The 17,172-nt window shown below is 56.4% G+C and carries 16 protein-coding genes and 1 pseudogene; 5 read left to right on the top strand and 12 right to left on the bottom strand.

Annotated features, from left to right (window positions below; translation table 11 throughout):
- Positions 1-9 precede the first annotated feature (9 nt).
- The 5 genes from yqaB to ACSEMK_RS05555 all read left to right on the top strand — a co-directional run bounded on the left by yqaB (position 10) and on the right by ACSEMK_RS05555 (position 4,119).
- Complete coding sequence (yqaB, locus tag ACSEMK_RS05575) at positions 10-576, top strand: fructose-1-phosphate/6-phosphogluconate phosphatase (RefSeq protein WP_045395223.1); 567 nt, start codon at positions 10-12, stop codon at positions 574-576.
- Complete coding sequence (locus tag ACSEMK_RS05570) at positions 573-1,001, top strand: YqaA family protein (RefSeq protein ID WP_047044328.1); 429 nt, start codon at positions 573-575, stop codon at positions 999-1,001. The genes yqaB and ACSEMK_RS05570 overlap by 4 nt, the downstream gene beginning before the upstream one ends.
- Before the next feature lie 66 nt (positions 1,002-1,067).
- On the top strand, positions 1,068-2,624 hold the full coding sequence (gene gshA / locus ACSEMK_RS05565; RefSeq protein WP_316424836.1) for a glutamate--cysteine ligase: 1,557 nt from the start codon (positions 1,068-1,070) through the stop codon (positions 2,622-2,624).
- Between the two features lie 163 nt (positions 2,625-2,787).
- Positions 2,788-3,303, top strand: coding sequence for an S-ribosylhomocysteine lyase (gene luxS, locus ACSEMK_RS05560; protein ID WP_430914617.1), 516 nt, complete (start codon positions 2,788-2,790; stop codon positions 3,301-3,303).
- 48 nt (positions 3,304-3,351) lie between these two features.
- Positions 3,352-4,119, top strand: coding sequence for an AraC family transcriptional regulator (locus tag ACSEMK_RS05555; RefSeq protein WP_395226878.1), 768 nt, complete (start codon positions 3,352-3,354; stop codon positions 4,117-4,119).
- Here ACSEMK_RS05555 and leuA read toward each other — a convergent pair.
- From leuA to nrdH, 12 genes and pseudogenes are all read right to left on the bottom strand, one after another.
- On the bottom strand, positions 4,116-5,774 hold the full coding sequence (leuA, locus tag ACSEMK_RS05550) for a 2-isopropylmalate synthase (RefSeq protein WP_020078122.1): 1,659 nt from the start codon (positions 5,772-5,774) through the stop codon (positions 4,116-4,118). The two genes, ACSEMK_RS05555 and leuA, sit on opposite strands and share 4 nt — an antisense overlap.
- Before the next feature lie 137 nt (positions 5,775-5,911).
- Positions 5,912-7,450 (bottom strand): multidrug efflux MFS transporter permease subunit EmrB, encoded by a 1,539-nt coding sequence (gene emrB, locus ACSEMK_RS05545; protein ID WP_411325262.1) that lies wholly within the window; start codon positions 7,448-7,450, stop codon positions 5,912-5,914.
- Positions 7,451-7,465: 15 nt separating this feature from the next.
- Entirely contained in the window at positions 7,466-8,638 is a 1,173-nt protein-coding gene (emrA, locus tag ACSEMK_RS05540) for a multidrug efflux MFS transporter periplasmic adaptor subunit EmrA (RefSeq protein ID WP_015370068.1), read from the bottom strand.
- Positions 8,639-8,769: 131 nt separating this feature from the next.
- Positions 8,770-9,300 carry a transcriptional repressor MprA gene (gene mprA, locus ACSEMK_RS05535; RefSeq protein WP_015370069.1) on the bottom strand — a complete coding sequence of 177 codons (531 nt, stop codon included), beginning with the start codon at positions 9,298-9,300 and terminating at the stop codon, positions 8,770-8,772.
- Between the two features lie 63 nt (positions 9,301-9,363).
- Positions 9,364-9,519: pseudogene (locus ACSEMK_RS05530) on the bottom strand (hypothetical protein); the annotation flags it as partial.
- A gap of 225 nt (positions 9,520-9,744) precedes the next feature.
- Positions 9,745-10,740, bottom strand: a complete 996-nt coding sequence (gene proX / locus ACSEMK_RS05525; RefSeq protein WP_087858681.1) for a glycine betaine/L-proline ABC transporter substrate-binding protein ProX — start codon at positions 10,738-10,740, stop codon at positions 9,745-9,747.
- Between the two features lie 14 nt (positions 10,741-10,754).
- Entirely contained in the window at positions 10,755-11,819 is a 1,065-nt protein-coding gene (gene proW, locus ACSEMK_RS05520) for a glycine betaine/L-proline ABC transporter permease ProW (protein ID WP_430914616.1), read from the bottom strand.
- The gene (gene proV, locus ACSEMK_RS05515; protein WP_213793440.1) at positions 11,812-13,014 is read right to left on the bottom strand and encodes a glycine betaine/L-proline ABC transporter ATP-binding protein ProV; all 1,203 of its coding nucleotides are present in this window, start codon (positions 13,012-13,014) and stop codon (positions 11,812-11,814) included. Before proV ends, proW begins: the two co-directional genes overlap by 8 nt.
- A gap of 345 nt (positions 13,015-13,359) precedes the next feature.
- On the bottom strand, positions 13,360-14,322 hold the full coding sequence (nrdF, locus tag ACSEMK_RS05510) for a class 1b ribonucleoside-diphosphate reductase subunit beta (RefSeq protein WP_271032906.1): 963 nt from the start codon (positions 14,320-14,322) through the stop codon (positions 13,360-13,362).
- Positions 14,323-14,332: 10 nt separating this feature from the next.
- On the bottom strand, positions 14,333-16,477 hold the full coding sequence (nrdE, locus tag ACSEMK_RS05505; protein WP_430914615.1) for a class 1b ribonucleoside-diphosphate reductase subunit alpha: 2,145 nt from the start codon (positions 16,475-16,477) through the stop codon (positions 14,333-14,335).
- Positions 16,450-16,860, bottom strand: a complete 411-nt coding sequence (gene nrdI, locus ACSEMK_RS05500; RefSeq protein ID WP_045395202.1) for a class Ib ribonucleoside-diphosphate reductase assembly flavoprotein NrdI — start codon at positions 16,858-16,860, stop codon at positions 16,450-16,452. Before nrdI ends, nrdE begins: the two co-directional genes overlap by 28 nt.
- Positions 16,857-17,102, bottom strand: a complete 246-nt coding sequence (gene nrdH, locus ACSEMK_RS05495) for a glutaredoxin-like protein NrdH (RefSeq protein ID WP_308957880.1) — start codon at positions 17,100-17,102, stop codon at positions 16,857-16,859. Before nrdH ends, nrdI begins: the two co-directional genes overlap by 4 nt.
- Positions 17,103-17,172: the final 70 nt, after the last annotated feature.

Below are 17,172 nucleotides of genomic sequence, written 5' to 3'. Positions count from 1 at the left end.
GAGAACACGATGTACCAACGTTACGCAGGACTGATTTTCGATATGGATGGCACCATCCTCGATACCGAGCCGACGCATCGTAAGGCATGGCGTGAAGTACTGGGCCGTTACGGTATGCGTTTTGATGAGCAGGCCGTGGTCGCGCTCAACGGTTCTCCAACCTGGCGTATTGCCCAGGCGATTATCGAGCTGAATCAGGCTGATTTAGATCCGCATCGTCTGGCGCAGGAAAAAACCGTCGCCGTCAAAGCGATGCTATTGGATAGCGTACGCCCGTTACCGCTGATAGACGTGGTAAAAGAGTGGCATGGGCGTCGACCTATGTCGGTCGGCACCGGTAGCGAAAGCGCTGTCGCCGAAGCGCTACTGGCGCATCTTGGCCTGCGTCACTATTTCTCCGCGGTGGTGGCTGCCGATCACGTGACGCAGCATAAACCCGCGCCCGATACCTTCCTGCTGTGCGCGGAGCGCATGGGCGTCGCGCCGGAAACCTGCGTAGTCTTTGAAGATGCCGACTTCGGTCTCGAAGCGGCGAAGCGCGCGGGTATGGATGCTGTGGATGTGCGTCTGTTGTGAGCGACGCGCTGTCGCTCCTGTCGCTCTTTGCCAGCAGCTTTTTAAGCGCCACTTTACTGCCCGGCAACTCGGAAGTGGTGCTGGTTGCTATGCTTCTTACGGGGGCAAGTCAACCGTGGCTGCTGGTATTAATAGCAACAATCGGCAATAGCCTTGGAGGGGTAACTAACGTTATTCTGGGGCGCCTGTTCCCGCTGCGCAAGCAATCGCGCTGGCAGGAGAGGGCAACCGGCTGGCTTAAACGCTATGGCGCGGTGACATTATTATTGAGCTGGGCGCCTGTTATAGGCGATTTGCTGTGTTTACTGGCGGGATGGATGCGCATTTCCTGGGGACCAGTGCTCTTTTTTTTATGCCTTGGTAAGGCGTTGCGTTATATCGTCATTGCGGCGGCAACCCTTCAGGGCATGACGTGGTGGCACTAATTGGACTGATTGTTCAACCATTACAATTATGCTAATTCAAACGATTTCGACAGGCGGGAGGTCAAATTGATCCCGGATGTATCACAGGCGCTGGCCTGGCTGGAAAAAAATCCGCAGGCGCTGCAAGGCATTAAACGTGGGCTTGAGCGCGAAACGCTGCGCGTTAACGCCGACGGCACATTGGCCACTACCGGCCATCCTTTAGCTTTAGGTTCGGCGCTGACCCATAAATGGATTACCACTGATTTTGCCGAAGCCCTGCTGGAGTTTATTACCCCAGTGGATGGCGATGTCGATCATATGCTGACTTTCCTGCGCGATGTGCATCGCTACACCGCCCGCCAGCTTGGCGACGAGCGGATGTGGCCGCTGAGCATGCCGTGCTATATCGCGCCGGGCCAGGAAATTGAACTGGCGCAGTACGGTACCTCTAACGTTGGTCGGCTGAAGACGTTGTATCGCGAAGGGCTGAAAAATCGCTACGGCGCGCTGATGCAAACCATTTCTGGCGTGCACTATAACTTTTCGCTGCCGATGGCGTTCTGGCAGGCCAAGTGCGGCGTGGAAGACGCCGAAAGCGGCAAAGAGGCGATCTCGGCTGGTTATTTCCGCTCGATTCGTAACTACTACCGTTTCGGTTGGGTGATCCCGTACCTGTTCGGCGCGTCGCCGGCGATTTGCTCCTCGTTCCTGCAAGGCAAACCGACGACTCTGCCGTTTGAGAAGGCCGGAAACGGCATGTATTACCTGCCATACGCCACTTCTCTGCGTCTTAGCGACCTCGGTTATACCAATAAGTCGCAAAGCAATCTCGGAATTACGTTTAACGATCTGCACGAGTATGTGGCAGGATTGAAGCGGGCGATTAAAACGCCATCGGAAGAGTACGCTAAAATCGGGCTTGAGAAAGACGGTAAACATCTGCAGATCAACAGCAATATTCTGCAGATTGAAAACGAGCTGTACGCGCCGATTCGCCCGAAACGGGTGACCCGTAGCGGTGAAACGCCGTCCGATGCGCTGCTGCGCGGCGGCATCGAGTACATCGAAGTGCGTTCGCTGGATATCAACCCGTTCTCGCCGATCGGCGTGGATGAGCAGCAGGTGCGCTTCCTCGATCTGTTTATGGTCTGGTGCGTGCTGGCCGATGCGCCGGAGATGAGCAGCAGCGAACTGCTGTGTACCCGCACTAACTGGAACCGGGTGATTCTTGAGGGCCGTAAACCGGGCCTGACGTTGGGGATTGGCTGTGAAAGCGCGCAGTTCCCGCTGGCGCAGGTGGGTAAAGATCTGTTCCGTGATTTACGTCGCGTGGCGCAAACGCTGGACAGCATCCACGGCGGCGAGGCCTATCAACAAGTGTGCGATGAGCTGCTGGCGTGCTTTGACGATCCGGAATTAACGTTCTCAGCGCGCATTCTGCGTTCTATGATTGAAGAAGGGATTGGCGGTACCGGGCGTAAGCTGGCTGATGAGTATCGTACGATGCTGCGCGATGAACCGCTGGAAATTTTAAGCGAAGAAGATTTTATCGCCGAACGTGATGCGTCGGTCGCGCGACAGAAGAAAGTGGAAGCGGAAGATAGCGAGCCGTTCGAGGCACTTTTAGCACGACACGCGTAGTAAAAAGCGCTACAAAAGAAAAAGGCCACATCACTGTGGCCAAACTTTCATCTCTGATTCAGGGATGATGATGATAATAAATGCGCGTCTTTCATATACTCAGACTCGCTGTTGAACGAAGAGTTCATTTTATTTTAAAAAAAATCACTATCGGAGGTGAAGAATGCCGTTGTTAGATAGTTTCACAGTCGACCATACCCGAATGGAAGCGCCTGCGGTGCGCGTCGCGAAGAAAATGAACACGCCGCACGGCGATCAAATCACCGTTTTCGATCTGCGATTCTGCGTACCGAACCAGGAAGTGATGCCGGAGCGCGGCATTCATACTCTGGAGCACCTGTTTGCTGGTTTCATGCGCGATCACCTGAACGGTAATGGCGTGGAAATTATCGACATCTCTCCGATGGGCTGCCGTACCGGTTTCTACATGAGCCTGATTGGCACGCCGGAAGAGCAACGCGTGGCAGATGCCTGGAAAGCGGCGATGACTGACGTGCTGAAAGTCAAAGATCAGAATCAGATCCCTGAGCTGAATGTCTACCAGTGCGGAACCTACACCATGCACTCGCTGGAGGAAGCGCAGGATATCGCCCGCCACATCATTGAGCGTGATGTTCGCATCAACAGCAACGATGAGCTGGCGCTGCCGAAAGAAAAACTGCAAGAACTGCACATCTAGTGCGCCTGCGTCGGCCCGGCCATCGCGTCGGGCCGCTCTCCGCTTATCATGTCGACAACGCTCTCCTTTTCCTTCCTGCACCGCGCGCTGGTGCCATTTGCCCATGATTATGCCCACGGCGATAGCGAACCGATGCATAGCCACGACTGCGCTCAGTTATTGCATATTCTCAGCGGCGTGGTTCGGGTGGAAACGCCGGTCGGGTTCTGGGTCGTACCGCCGGGGCGCGGCGTCTGGCTGCCGGCACATACGCCGCACGCGTTACGTATAACCGGCAATGTGGCCGCGCGGACGCTATTTATCGATCCGCTGGCCCGTGCCGATCTGCCCTCTACCTGCCAGATCGTGCAGATCTCACCGCTGCTGCGTGAGCTTATCGTCGCGTCGCTGGCGCTGGAAGAGCGCTATTTCCCCGGCACCCGCGATGAACGTATCTATGAGCTGATGCTGGATGAAATTCGCGGGATGTCGGTATTACCTTTCGGTTTGCCGGAACCGCATAGCGATAGCCTGCGTCGGTTATGCCAGCGGGTGCGCGAAGCGCCCGGTGAGCCGTGGGGCAGTCGAGAGGCGGCGCAAGTAGGCGGAATGAGCGAGCGTACGCTGAACCGTCATTTTCAACAGCAGACCAGCCTGACCTGGAGCGAATGGGTGCGCCGGGCGAAGCTGATGGAGGCGCTGGTTCGCCTGGCGCAGGGGCAGTCGGTACTACGGGTAGCGCTGGATCTGGGTTACGGCAGCCACAGCGCTTTTAGCGCCATGTTCCGCCGGGTCATGGGGACCGCGCCCAGCGACTATTTTCGCCCGTTGGATTAATCCCTGGCGTGAACGGCATTACACAACGCCTGTAACGACGCGCGGGCAACGTCATTATCAATGCCGACGCCCCATCGACTTTCGCCATTGGCAAAGACGCAGCGAATATAGGCAACGGAGCGGCTGTCGCTGCGCGCCCCGAGGGTATGCTCGTGGTAGTCCTTGATAACGAAATGACGTTTTAACAGCGCGCTCAGGCCGTTGGCGGCGGCGGATAACAAACCGTTACCACGTCCGTTCAAGCGGCGGGTTTCGCCATTCATCCGCAGCGCAGCCTGTAACGTCAGTTCGCCATCCTGCTGGCCGTCGCTCTGATAGTCGAGTAACGCCAGCGTCGGCTGCGCCAGCAGGCCGTAACGGCTGCGAAACAGCTGCCATAATGCGTTATGGGTCATTTCTTTACCATGGCTATCCGTTTCTTGCTGAACGTACTGGCTGAAGTCCTGCTGCAACGCCCGCGGCAGCTTAAGACCATGGTTCTGCTCAATCAGCCATGCGCTGCCGCTTTTACCTGACTGGCTGTTAACGCGGATCACCGCTTCATAGCTGCAGCCGATATCCTGTGGATCGATAGGTAAATACGGCATTTGCCAGCGATCTCCCGGTTTACGGGCATCAAACCCTTTTTTAATGGCATCCTGATGTGAACCCGAAAAGGCGGTGTAGGCCAGACTGCCTGCCCATGGATGACGCGGATGTACCGGGAGCTGGTTGCAGTGCTCGACGATCTCCACTACCCGATTCATCTGCGTAAAGCGCAACTGCGGATCCACGCCCTGGCTATAGAGATTCATCGCCAGCGTGACCAGACAGACGTTGCCGGTACGCTCGCCATTGCCGAACAGACAGCCTTCAACGCGATCGGCGCCGGCCATCACCGCCAGTTCGGCGCTGGCGACGCCGGTACCGCGATCGTTATGCGGATGCACGCTGATACACACATCCTGGCGGCGCGAGAAGTGGCGGCAAAAATATTCAATCCGATCGGCGTAGACGTTCGGCGTGTTGACTTCGACCGTTGCCGGAAGATTAATAATCATTGGCCGTTCGCCGCAGGGCTGCCAGATTTCCGCCACCGCTTCGCAGATTTCAAGGGCGAATTCCGGCTCGGTAAAACAGAAGGTTTCCGGTGAATATTCATATTGCCAACGGGTGTCCGGCTGCTGCTCGCAATGCTGACGAATAAGCCGGGTGGCGCGGGTGGCGAGCTCGATCACTTCGGCCTTTTCCATGCCGAAAACCAGCTCGCGAAACAGCGGCGCGGTGGCATTGTAGAGATGGATAGTCGCCTGCCGGGCGCCGCGCAGCGCTTCAAAGGTTCGTGCTATGAGTTCTTCCCGCGCCTGAGTCAGCACCTGAATGGTGACATCTTCAGGGATGCGCTGCTCCTCAATCAGCTGGCGCACAAAGTTGAAATCGGTTTGCGAGGCGGAGGGGAAGGCGACCTCTATTTCTTTAAAACCGCACTCCAGCAACAGATCCCAGAACTGCAGCTTACGCGCGGCGTCCATTGGTTCGGCCAGCGCCTGGTTGCCGTCGCGCAAATCGGTGGAAAGCCAGCGCGGCGCGGTAGTGATTTGCCGCTCGGGCCAGCGACGATCGGGCAGGGCGATAGGCGGATAAGGGCTGTATTTTTCGCAAGGATTGGTCAGCATGGTGTTCTCCTGTAGTCGGAGCTTTATCCTGCATGACATAACCCATCGGCGGCTTTAGCGAAATGGACAGAAGCTAGCGCGAAATGGACAAGGTCGCGGCAATAAAAAAGGGACCCGTAGATCCCTTTTGTTGATACTTAGTGCGCGCCTCCGCCACCGCCGCCGGCGCTGAACGGCGGCCTGGCGAACCAGACCAGGCTTAGCAGCAGGATAAAGATCCCCGCCGAGACCCAGAAGATTTCGTTGGCGGAGATAATCAACCCCTGGTTGGTTATCTGCTGGGCAATCCAGCCGGAAGCCTGCTGCTGGGTCATTCCCATGCCCTGTAGTTGATCGTACATCTGCTGGGCGTTGGGGTTGAACGGCGTCACCGACTCGGTGAGCTGCGCATGGTGCAGCGCCTCGCGGTTGGTCCACATGGTGGTGGTAATTGAGGTACCGATGGAGCCGGCAAGGGTTCGGGTAAAGTTCGACAAGCTCGACGCCGCCGCCAGCCGCTCCGGCGGCAGGCCAGAGAGGGTGATGGTGGTCAGCGGCATGAAGAAACAGGCCACCGCAAAGCCCTGGATAAACTGCGGCCAGGCCGATGCGCCAAAGTCCATTCCCGGTTCAAAGGTCCACGCGCGCCAGTAGAAGCACACCGCATACATAATAAAGCTGAAGGTCACCAGCCGCCGCATATCGAGCTTATGGGCAAAGCGGCCGATAATCGGCGACAGAATGACCGGGATCACCCCGACCGGCGCCGAAGCCAAACCGGCCCAGGTGGCGGTGTAGCCGTATACCTCCTGCAGAAGCTGCGGCAGCAATACAATGGCGCCGAAGTAGAGCATATAGGCCAGACTGATACACAAACAGCCGATGGTAAAGTTACGCGACTTAAACAGCGACAGGTCGACTATCGGGTTATCGTCGGTCAACTCCCAGACGATAAGGAAACTTATCGCCACCACCGCCACGATGGTCAGGATGATAATCTCGTTGGAAGCGAACCAGTCGAGCTCTTTACCGCGGTCGAGCATAACCTGCAGGCTGCCGATCCCGATAACCAGCAGCGCCAGCCCGACGCCGTCGATACGCCGCTGTTCGGTGCGGGTTTCGCGGCCGCGCAGGGTTTGCAGCGTCATGAGAACCACCGCCACGCCAATCGGCACGTTGATGAAGAAGATCCAGCCCCAGTGGTAGTTATCGCTGATATAGCCGCCGAGAATTGGGCCGCAAATCGGCGCGACGATGACCGTCATCGACCACAGCGCCAGCGCGATTGAGCGCTTCGCTGGCGGGTAGTTGCTGAGTAGCAGACTCTGCGATAGCGGGATCAGCGGACCGGCGACGATCCCCTGAATCACGCGGAAGAAAATCAGCATCGTCAGGCTATTCGACACCCCGCAGGCCCAGGAGGCGATGGCGAATGCCACCGTCGACCAGACGAAGAGTTTCACTTCGCCGACGCGCTTCGCCAGCCAGCCGGTAATCGGGATGGAGATAGCGTTCGCCACCCCAAACGAGGTGATGACCCAGGTTCCCTGACTCAGCGACGAGCCAAGGTTACCGGCAATGGTAGGAATAGCCACGTTGGCGATAGTGGAGTCCAGCACCTGCATGAAAGTCGCCAGCGACAGCGCAATGGTCATGATGACCAGTTGCGCGCCTTCGAGCGGTTTTTGCTGTTGCATTACGCTCACCCCGAATTATCCGGCGTTGGCCTGGATGATACCGTCGATCAGTTTATTTACCGGCTCAAGGCCGATTTCACGGGCATTACTTTCATAGACCGGCGAGCTACGTACCTGGCTTGCCAGCATCTCGCCTTCGCGATTGCTGGTGTCTACTTCAACCAGCGTCGACAGGCCGATGCGCAGCGGATGTTGCGCCAGCTGTTTAGCATCTATCTCGATACGAACCGGCAGACGCTGGACGACTTTGATCCAGTTACCGGTGGCGTTTTGTGCCGGCAGCAGGGAGAAGGCGCTGCCGGTACCCATATCCAGGCCGACCACTTTACCGGTGTACTTCACGTCATCGCCGTAGATATCGCTGACGATGGTCGCCGGCTGGCCGATACGCATATGGGCAAGCTGGGTCTCTTTAAAGTTGGCGTCAACCCACAGGTTGGTGGCCGGAACCACCGCCATCAGCGGGGTAGTGGTGCCAATCTGCGCGCCAGGCTGCACCGAGCGGCGGGAAACGTAGCCGCTAATCGGGCTGACGATTTGCGTACGCTGCAGCGCCAGCCAGGCGTTGCGGACTTCGGTCGCCGCCTGCAGCACCGCAGGCTGCTGTTCCAGTTTGGTGCCCAGTACGATCGCCTGGTTGGCGTTGTACTGCTGAATAGCGACGTCGAGTTCGGCCTGGGCGCTGGCGACGGTGTCACGAGCGTGCTGCAGCTCTTCGCGACCAATCAGGTTCGCGGCGCCCAGCGGGATGCGGCGATTAAGGTCTGCCTGCGCCTGGGCGAGGGCGGTTTTTTTGACGTCAATATTCGCCTGCAGCTGCTTGCTGTTGATCATCTGCTGGCGAGTCTGACGCACGCTTGCCGCCAGCTGGGTTTTGGCTTTTTCAAACGCCTGTTGGGCGTCGGTCTGGTCGAGAGTAACCAGCGGATCGCCTTGTTGCACAAAGTCGGTGTTGTCGGCCCAGACCTTGGTGACGCTACCAGAAACCTGCGCCATGATCTGTACCTGGTTCCCTGCCACATAAGCGTCATCGGTCTCTTCATAATGACGCAGGACTAAAAACCAATAAATGCCGTAGGCTACGGCCACAATAACAAAGAGCAAGGTCAGGAGCAGAAGGGCGCCTTTGCGTTTCCCTTTCTTGCTGCCTGATTGCTGCGGAGTTTGGCTCGCCGCATTTTCGCTCATCTGATTCTCCACAATTTTACATTCTTATTATTTCACATCGGCTGAGCCGACCTGTTTACCAGAAAGGCCAGCAGAAGATCTGCTGGCCTGACCGTGTTCCTTGCAACTCAAAATGTTGTGCGGCTCCGTGCTTAGCGCAGGGATCCCGCCAGCGCGCCGTCTTCTTCCATTTGGTCGAGGCGGCCAAGCAGTTTGCGGGTGATGTGCTCCAGCTGGTCTTTTTCCGCAGTGCTCAAAGAAGACCACAGCTGGTGCAGGCAGTTGTGCTGCGGAGGTAATACCTCGCGCAAGAATTGATGACCTTTGTCGGTTAGCTGCAGATGCAGGCAGCGACGATCGTTGTCGCTTTCACGGCGCTCGATCCAGCCGCGTTTTTCCAGTTCGTCGGCAATGCGGGTGGCATTAGTGCGTGACGAACCCAGCGCGCAGCTCAGCTCGGAAGGTTGAATGCTGTGATTTTCCTGAGACTCAAGCGTTATCAGCGCCATAAATAATGTCTCGTTAATCCCTTGCGCTTTCAGCATTTTGTTACGGTTTTCCAGCAGCTTACCCTGCATGTGCATACAGAGACGGGTGAGGAGAATCTCCTGGAAAGGGAAATCTTCATGGCGGCTGGCGCGGAATTTGAGCATCTGCTCAATGGGAGTAAACGAACTATCCATTTGGGTATAACCTCATTAATTACAGCCGATATAATAACTATTGTGACAAATAAAGCAAATGAATTATCGGTCACTATTAATACTTAAAATCTCCGGCGAGTCGCCGATTTTCCATGCCAAACCATAGGCTAAAGCGCTGAGTTGCGTAGGGATAATAATGCTGTTCGTCGCCTGTAAGCTCAACCTGAACGCGGCGCAACCTACCCGTGTTGGTAGCCAATGGCGCTGACGTCGGGGAGCAGGCGTTTCCATATCGGTGACTTATTGATAACGCTGGTGAAAATTACGCCTGGAAAGATTTGTTCACCTTAGCAGACGGCGTGACGGCTTCACAATCGCTAAAATGGGAAATCAGAAAATCCCTTTTTAGGCATATCTGTTTCGTATTGGTTCTGGGGAAGGGCGGTCCCCACGACGGTAAACGCCGTGGGGAGAGGGGAGAAATTACTTTTGCGCCGCCAGCGCTTCTTTCACCCAGCCGTCGAACAGCTGCTGGTGGGCTTTAATCCAACCATCAACGTGGCCGTTGATGTCGGCTTCTGAGGCATGGCCGGCATGCATCATCGCGTTTTCGGCGTTGATATCGGCAATCGGCAGCTTCATCAGGCTAAATAGCTTCGCCGCCGCCGGGTTCTTCTCAGCCCAGGCTTTGTTGGCGACGATGTGCATGGTATTCACCGGGAAGCCATAGTTGACGCCGTTCGGCAGCTTGGTGTCGATATCTTTCTGTTCTCCCGGCAGAGAGGAGAACGGCACCTGCAGCCAGACCACATCTTTACCCGGTTTCAGCACGTCGCTGACCCAGTACGGCGTCCAGGTATAATAAAGAACCGGTTTGCCTTCTTTATAACGGGCGATGGTATCGGCCATCATCGCCGCGTAGTTGCCCTGGTTATGGACCACTTTATTGTTCAACCCATAGGCATCAATCTGATGGTTGATGACCGCTTCGCAGCCCCAGCCGGGGGTACAGCCGGTGAGATCGGCTTTGCCATCGCCGTTGGTATCAAACAGTTTGGCGATCTTCGGATCTTTCAACTGGTCGATGGACTTAATGTGGTACTGCTCGGCGGTTTTCTTGTCGATCAGATAGCCCTGCGCCGCGCCGGTGACGAAGGTTCCTTCACGGTAGAATTTTTTATCGCCCCCCGCCGCCGCGTACATATCATCGTGCAGCGGTTGCCAGTTGGTGGCAATAAAAGTGGCATCGCCGGAGGCGATGGAGGTATAGGCGACGTTATAGTCGACTTCGCTCGGCTTTTCGACGGTATAGCCCAGTTTTTCCAGCGCGCGGCTGACCAGCAGCGTCTGGAAAGTTTCTTCTGAAATGGTACTCTGCGCCGGTTTCACGGTGATGCCTTTACCCGGCAGCTCGGCAGCAAACGCGCTGGTTGTGACGAGGGCGGTAAACGCTGTGGCAAGGAGTGTAGTATGTCGCATCGTTATTCCTTCTCTTATTTACAGAAAGGGCGGGTAATCAGCCCCAGAGGTCCAGTGGTGTACCAGCGGCGGTTACCGCGGCTGCGGGAATCGCGGCCGACGGCCTGCGTCAGGCGGTCAAGGATTATCGCGAGGATAACGATCCCGACCCCGCCGACGCTCGCCAGCCCCATATCCAGGCGGCCAATACCGCGCAGCACCATTTGACCGAGGCCGCCGACGGCGATCATCGAGGCAATAACGACCATCGACAGGGCCAGCATCAGCGTCTGGTTGACGCCGGCCATGATGGTCGGCATCGCCAGCGGCAGCTGGACTTTAAACAGCAGCTGGCGCGGGCTGGCGCCGAAGGAGCGTGAGGCCTCAATGAGGTCTGCCGGCACCTGGTTAATCCCAAGGATCGTCAGGCGGACAATTGGCGGCAGGGCGAAGATAATGGTCACCACCACCCCCGGAACGTTGCCGATACCGAACAGCATGACGATCGGCACCAGGTAGACGAACGCCGGCGTGGTCTGCATCGCGTCAAGTAACGGGCGGATGATTTTCGCCGCTCGCGGGCTACGCGCCAGCCAGATCCCCAGCGGCAGGCCGATTATCATGCAGAACAGCAGCGCGGTAAGCACCAGCGCCAGGGTGACCATCGCCTGCGACCATGCACCGATAGCGCCGATGGCTACCAGCGAGACCAGAGTGGCTATGCCCATGCCGACGCTGGAGATCTGCCAGGCGATCAGCGCGAAGAGAATAATCGCCACCGGCGCCGGCATTCCCAGCAACAACTGCTGGAAGGCGCTGAGAATATAATCCACCGGCACGCGGATCCCCTGGAACAGGGGACGGAAGTGCAGCACGATCCAGTCGATGGCGTGGGTGACCCAGCTATCGAGCGGGATCAGCGTTTTATGGAACGGATCCATAATATTGAAATGTTCTGGCTGCGGCGCAGGCGCGCTGTTAAGCCAGTCGGCGCCGCCGCCATCAGCGGGCGCGGGTGTTGGATTGCCCCAGGCGTCGGCGGACTGCGCCTCGTTATCCGCTGGCGCAGCGGTATCCCATGGGTTTGATTGATCAGCCATTGTTTGCCCCCTCGCGATCTAAAGCCTGTAGCAGCATGCGTTTTGAAATAATGCCGAGATACTGGTGCCCTTCATCCACCACCGGGACGGCGCAGGGCGCCTGGCCGACGTGGGAGAGCAGGTCGCTGAGCGGCGTTTGTGCCTCCACCGCCTGCGGGGAGTCAATTAACGCCGCATCGAGCCCCTGATTTTCGCTCAGCGCGCTTTTCAGAGAGTCGATGGAGACAATACCGACAAACTTATTACCGCGTTCAATGACGTAGCCATATTCACGGTCCTCATCCTGCAATAATTTCAGCGCTGAACGCGGGCCGAAACCGGGGGTTTTACGAATCAGGCCAACCGGGCTACGGCGGGCAATATCCTTAGCGCTAAATACCTGGCTAATATCGACGCCGCGGAAGAAAGTACGAACGTAATCATTCGCCGGGTTATTCAGAATTTCGTCAGGGGTGCCAATTTGCACCACTTCGCCATTTTGCATAATGGCAATACGATCGCCAATACGCATAGCTTCATCAAGGTCGTGGGAAATAAAAACGATGGTACGTTGATGCTTCGCCTGTAATTTGGTGAGCTCATCCTGCATTTCGGTACGAATTAACGGATCAAGCGCTGAGAAGGCCTCATCCATGAGCAGAATATCGGGGTTGATCGCTAATGCGCGGGCTAAGCCGACGCGCTGGCGCATCCCGCCGGAAAGTTCGTCGGGATAGGCGTGGGCGTAATTTTCCAGCCCCACCTGACGTAGCGCATCCAGTGCTTTCTGCTGGCGCTCTTCGGAGGAGACGCCGGCTAGTTCCATACCGAACGCGGTGTTATCCAACACGTTCATATGCGGCATCAGGGCGAATGACTGGAACACCATCGCAATCTTTTTCCTGCGCACCTCGCGAAGCTCGGCATCTGAGATTTTGGCGATATCGACGCCGTCAATCAGCACCTGTCCGCGGGTGGGTTCAATCAGGCGATTGAGAAGGCGAACCATGGTGGATTTCCCTGAACCGGAAAGTCCCATGATGACGAATATCTCGCCTTCTTCAATGGCCAGACTGGCGTCTTTAACGCCAAGCGATAGCCCCGTTTTTTCCAATATTTGCTCTTTGCTAAGTCCTTTTTCAATATATTTGAACGCGCGTTGCGGGTGCTCGCCAAATATCTTATAGAGATTCTTGATTTCTAATTTAATTGCCATGCAATAAATGATTTCCTGTCTTTAATTATATCGATATCGTACCTGGTGAAGATTATTACCTGTTTACACCCTAACATACTGAGATTCTGTGACAACCCTCGATGTGAATAGCTAGCCAAAATCTGAATGGGGAACTCTGGCTGAATTGCCCATGATATAAGGGCTGAGCCATCATATACGGCTGGTGATATTTTTTGATTATGCATGAATAATGAATGGGGAAATTGGCTTAAATGAAGGAAATATGACGAGGGAATGGCCAGTGGATTATTTGTGTGATAATAAAGAATAATGTGAAATAGATCACTGGAGAATATGTTGATATATTCCCCAGCGATTGCGAGGTTAAAAGTCCCAATCGTCGTCGGCGGTCGCTTCTGTTTTACCCATGACGTAAGAAGAACCGGAGCCGGAGAAAAAGTCGTGGTTTTCATCGGCGTTTGGCGACAGCGCCGCAAGAATTGCCGGGTTTACGGCGGCCATTTCCGCCGGGAATAACGCCTCATAGCCAAGGTTCATCAATGCCTTATTGGCGTTGTAACAGAGGAAAGCGTTGACGTCGTCAAGCCACGGGCTGTCGGCATACAATTCGCGGGTATAGGTCAGTTCGTTATCGTACAGATCCATCAGCAGATCAAAGGCGAAATTTTTTAGCTCTTCGCGCTTAGCGGCGCTGACGATTTCCAGCCCTTTTTGATATTTATAGCCAATATAATAACCGTGTACCGCTTCGTCGCGAATAATCAGACGGATTAAATCGGCGGTATTGGTCAGCTTGCCGCGGCTGGAAAAGTGCATCGGCAGCCAGAACCCTGAATAGAAAAGAAAAGATTCGAGGAACACGCTGGCGATTTTTTTCTTCAGCGGCTCATCGGCCTGGTAGTAATTGAGCATCAACTGCGCTTTGCGCTGTAGGGGAGCGTTTTCCTCGCTCCAGGCGTAAGCGGCATCGACATCCTTGCTCTGGCACAGGGTCGAGAATATCGAACTATAGGAGCGAGCATGCACCGCTTCCATAAAGCTGATGTTCGACAGCACAGCCTCTTCATGTGGAGTGAGGGCGTCGGTCATCAACGCCGGGGCGCCGACGGTATTCTGGATGGTGTCGAGCAGCGTCAGCCCGGTAAAGACGCGGATGGTCAACTGCTGCTCCTGAGCCGTCAGAATCTGCCAGTGCGGAATGTCGTTGGATAGCGGCACCTTCTCCGGCAACCAGAAGTTGCTGGTCAGCCGGTTCCACACCTCGAGGTCTTTATCATCCTCGATTTTGTTCCAGTTAATGGCGCTGATGCGCGATAAATGGGTCATCCTGTTCTCCTTACAGCGCGCAGGACACGCAGCCTTCGATTTCGGTACCTTCCAGCGCCAGCTGGCGCAGGCGAATGTAATACAGCGTCTTGATACCTTTCTTCCACGCGTAAATTTGCGCTTTATTGATATCGCGGGTGGTGGCGGTATCAGGGAAGAACAGCGTCAGCGACAGCCCCTGATCGACATGTCGCGTGGCTTCGGCATAGGTATCGATAATTTTCTGCGGGCCAATTTCCCAGGCATCCTGATACAGCGCCAGATTGTCGTTGGTCATAAACGGCGCCGGATAGTACACGCGGCCGGTTTTTCCCTCTTTGCGGATCTCGATTTTCGCCACAATCGGATGAATGCTGGAGGTGGCATGATTGATGTAGGAGATCGAACCGGTCGGCGGTATCGCCTGCAAATTGCGGTTATAAATGCCGTAGCGCATCACGTCGTCACGTAGCTGTCGCCACATCTCACGATCGGGCAGGGTTATCCCCGCACGGGTGAACAGTTCGTGTACTCTGGCGGTTTTCGGCTGCCAGTCACCCTGCAAATACTGCTGGAAATAGTCGCCGCTAGCGTAACGCGACTGCTCAAACCCGGCAAAACGCACGCCGCGCTCGCGCGCCATCGCCATAGAGGTGCGCAAGGCGTGCCAGGTGACGGTGTAGAAGTAGAGATTAGTGAAGTCCAGCCCTTCGGGGCTGCCGTAGGCGATCCCCTCACGGGCCAGATAGCCGTGCAGGTTCATCTGTCCAAGGCCGATGGCGTGCGATGCGGCGTTACCCGCCGCCACCGAGGGTACCGAGCGGATATCGCTCATATCGGAGACCGCCGTCAGGCCGCGGACCGCTACTTCGACGGTGCGGGCGAAGTCCGGCGAATCCATAGCGTGGGCGATATTCAGCGAGCCGAGGTTGCAGGAGATGTCCTCGCCAACGGTGGCGTAATCGAGATTTTCGTCAAAGGTGGAGGCGCTGTTGATCTGCAGGATCTCCGAGCACAGGTTGCTCATATTAATGCGCCCGGCAATCGGGTTGGCGCGGTTCACCGTATCCTCGAACATGATGTACGGATAGCCGGATTCAAACTGAATTTCCGCCAGCCGCTGGAACAGATCGCGGGCGCGGATCCAGCGTTTGCGAACGCGGTCGTCAGCGACCAGTTGCGCATACATCTCGCTGACCGCGATATCGCCAAAGGCTTTGCCGTACAGTCGCTCAACGTCATAGGGAGAGAACAGCGCCATCTGCGCGTCTTCTTTCGCCAGCTGGAAGGTGATATCCGGAATGACTACCCCCAGCGACAGGGTTTTAATGCGGATCTTTTCATCCGCGTTTTCCCGCTTGGTATCGAGGAAGCGCAAAATATCGGGGTGATGGGCGTGAAGGTAAACCGCGCCGGCTCCCTGACGTGCTCCCAGCTGGTTGGCGTAAGAGAAGGCGTCTTCCAGCATTTTCATCACCGGCACCACCCCGGAGGATTGGTTTTCGATACGTTTAATCGGCGCGCCCGCTTCGCGTAGGTTGGAGAGCAGGAACGCCACGCCGCCGCCGCGTTTCGACAGCTGCAGGGCGGAGTTCACCGCCCGGCCGATAGACTCCATATTATCTTCGATACGCAGCAGAAAGCAGGAGACCAGTTCGCCGCGCTGCTGTTTACCGGCGTTGAGGAAGGTCGGCGTCGCTGGCTGAAAGCGCCCGGAGAGGATCTCGTCGGCCAGCTGTCGCGCCAGGGTTTCATTGCCCTGCGCCAGGGTCAGCGCCACCATGCAGGCGCGGTCGGCGAAATGCTCCAGGTAGCGTTTGCCGTCGAAAGTGCGTAAGGCATAGCTGGTGTAGAACTTCCACGCGCCGAGGAAAGTACGGAAGCGAAAACCGTGTTGATGCGCGTGGGCGAAGAGGGCCAGCACGAAACGACGTTCATAGCGGGCCAGCACTGCCGGATCATAATAACCTTCGTCGCTCAGCCATTGCAGTTTCTCCTCCAGCCCGGCGAACGGTACGCTGTTGGGGCGCACGTGGCTATGGATAAATGCTTCGACCGCCTGTTGGTCCTTTTCCAGGGGAATGCGGCCATTGCTGTCGTATAAGTTCAGCATCGCATTGAGGGCGTGGAAATCAGACGCCCCGGCGGTTACGCGTTCTGCGGTTGTCGTTGCCAAAATTCGCTTACTCCTTTACGCACGTTGTCGACATCTTGCTGGGTACCCATCAGCTCAAAACGATACAGATACGGCACGCCGCATTTCTGCGCGATGACCTCTCCCGCCCGGCCATAGGCCTCGCCGAAGTTACGGTTACCGGCGGCGATGACGCCGCGAATCAGCCGGCGATTATGCGGATCGTTTAAAAAGCGGATCGCCTGGCGCGGCACGGCGCCTGCCGTTCCGCCGCCGCCGTAGCTGGGGACGATGAGAATATAGGGTTCGTCTACCTGAATTCGCTCGCGCTCGTTGAGCGGAATGCGCACGGCAGGCAGCGCCAGACGCTGCACAAAGCGATGCGTATTTTCAGAGCTGCTGGAGAAGTAGACGATGAGGCTCATAGGCTGGCCGTAGCCGCGGCGGGACGCAGGCGATTAATCATATCGGGGCGGAAGCCAGACCAGCGGGTTTCCCCGGCCATCACCACCGGTAATTGCTGGAATCCCTGCTCGCGCAGCATGTCGATGGCTTCCGGGTGTTGGTCGATGTTGACCATATCGAAGGCGAAACCGCGGCTCTCCATCGCGCGTTTGGTGGCATGGCATTGCACGCAGTCACTTCGAGTGTAAATAATAATGCGCATGATTCGTATTTCCATTTAAGATAGCAAGACGGCGTAAAACATCGCGCCGAACGTTATGGGCTTACCGTTC

Source organism: Klebsiella sp. K-3 (genome assembly GCF_051207495.1).
Taxonomy (GTDB): domain Bacteria; phylum Pseudomonadota; class Gammaproteobacteria; order Enterobacterales; family Enterobacteriaceae; genus Klebsiella; species Klebsiella aerogenes.
This window is presented reverse-complemented; position numbering and strand designations above follow the sequence as displayed.

What these genes read in the sequence shown, in the direction of transcription:
- yqaB (WP_045395223.1), top strand. Translation starts at nt 10, where the DNA reads ATGTACCAACGTTACGCAGGACTGATTTTCGATATGGATGGCACCATC.
- luxS (WP_430914617.1), top strand. Translation starts at nt 2,788, where the DNA reads ATGCCGTTGTTAGATAGTTTCACAGTCGACCATACCCGAATGGAAGCG.
- ACSEMK_RS05555 (WP_395226878.1), top strand. Translation starts at nt 3,352, where the DNA reads ATGTCGACAACGCTCTCCTTTTCCTTCCTGCACCGCGCGCTGGTGCCA.
- leuA (WP_020078122.1), bottom strand. Translation starts at nt 5,774, where the DNA reads ATGCTGACCAATCCTTGCGAAAAATACAGCCCTTATCCGCCTATCGCC.
- emrB (WP_411325262.1), bottom strand. Translation starts at nt 7,450, where the DNA reads ATGCAACAGCAAAAACCGCTCGAAGGCGCGCAACTGGTCATCATGACC.
- emrA (WP_015370068.1), bottom strand. Translation starts at nt 8,638, where the DNA reads ATGAGCGAAAATGCGGCGAGCCAAACTCCGCAGCAATCAGGCAGCAAG.
- mprA (WP_015370069.1), bottom strand. Translation starts at nt 9,300, where the DNA reads ATGGATAGTTCGTTTACTCCCATTGAGCAGATGCTCAAATTCCGCGCC.
- proX (WP_087858681.1), bottom strand. Translation starts at nt 10,740, where the DNA reads ATGCGACATACTACACTCCTTGCCACAGCGTTTACCGCCCTCGTCACA.
- proW (WP_430914616.1), bottom strand. Translation starts at nt 11,819, where the DNA reads ATGGCTGATCAATCAAACCCATGGGATACCGCTGCGCCAGCGGATAAC.
- proV (WP_213793440.1), bottom strand. Translation starts at nt 13,014, where the DNA reads ATGGCAATTAAATTAGAAATCAAGAATCTCTATAAGATATTTGGCGAG.
- nrdF (WP_271032906.1), bottom strand. Translation starts at nt 14,322, where the DNA reads ATGACCCATTTATCGCGCATCAGCGCCATTAACTGGAACAAAATCGAG.
- nrdI (WP_045395202.1), bottom strand. Translation starts at nt 16,860, where the DNA reads ATGAGCCTCATCGTCTACTTCTCCAGCAGCTCTGAAAATACGCATCGC.
- nrdH (WP_308957880.1), bottom strand. Translation starts at nt 17,102, where the DNA reads ATGCGCATTATTATTTACACTCGAAGTGACTGCGTGCAATGCCATGCC.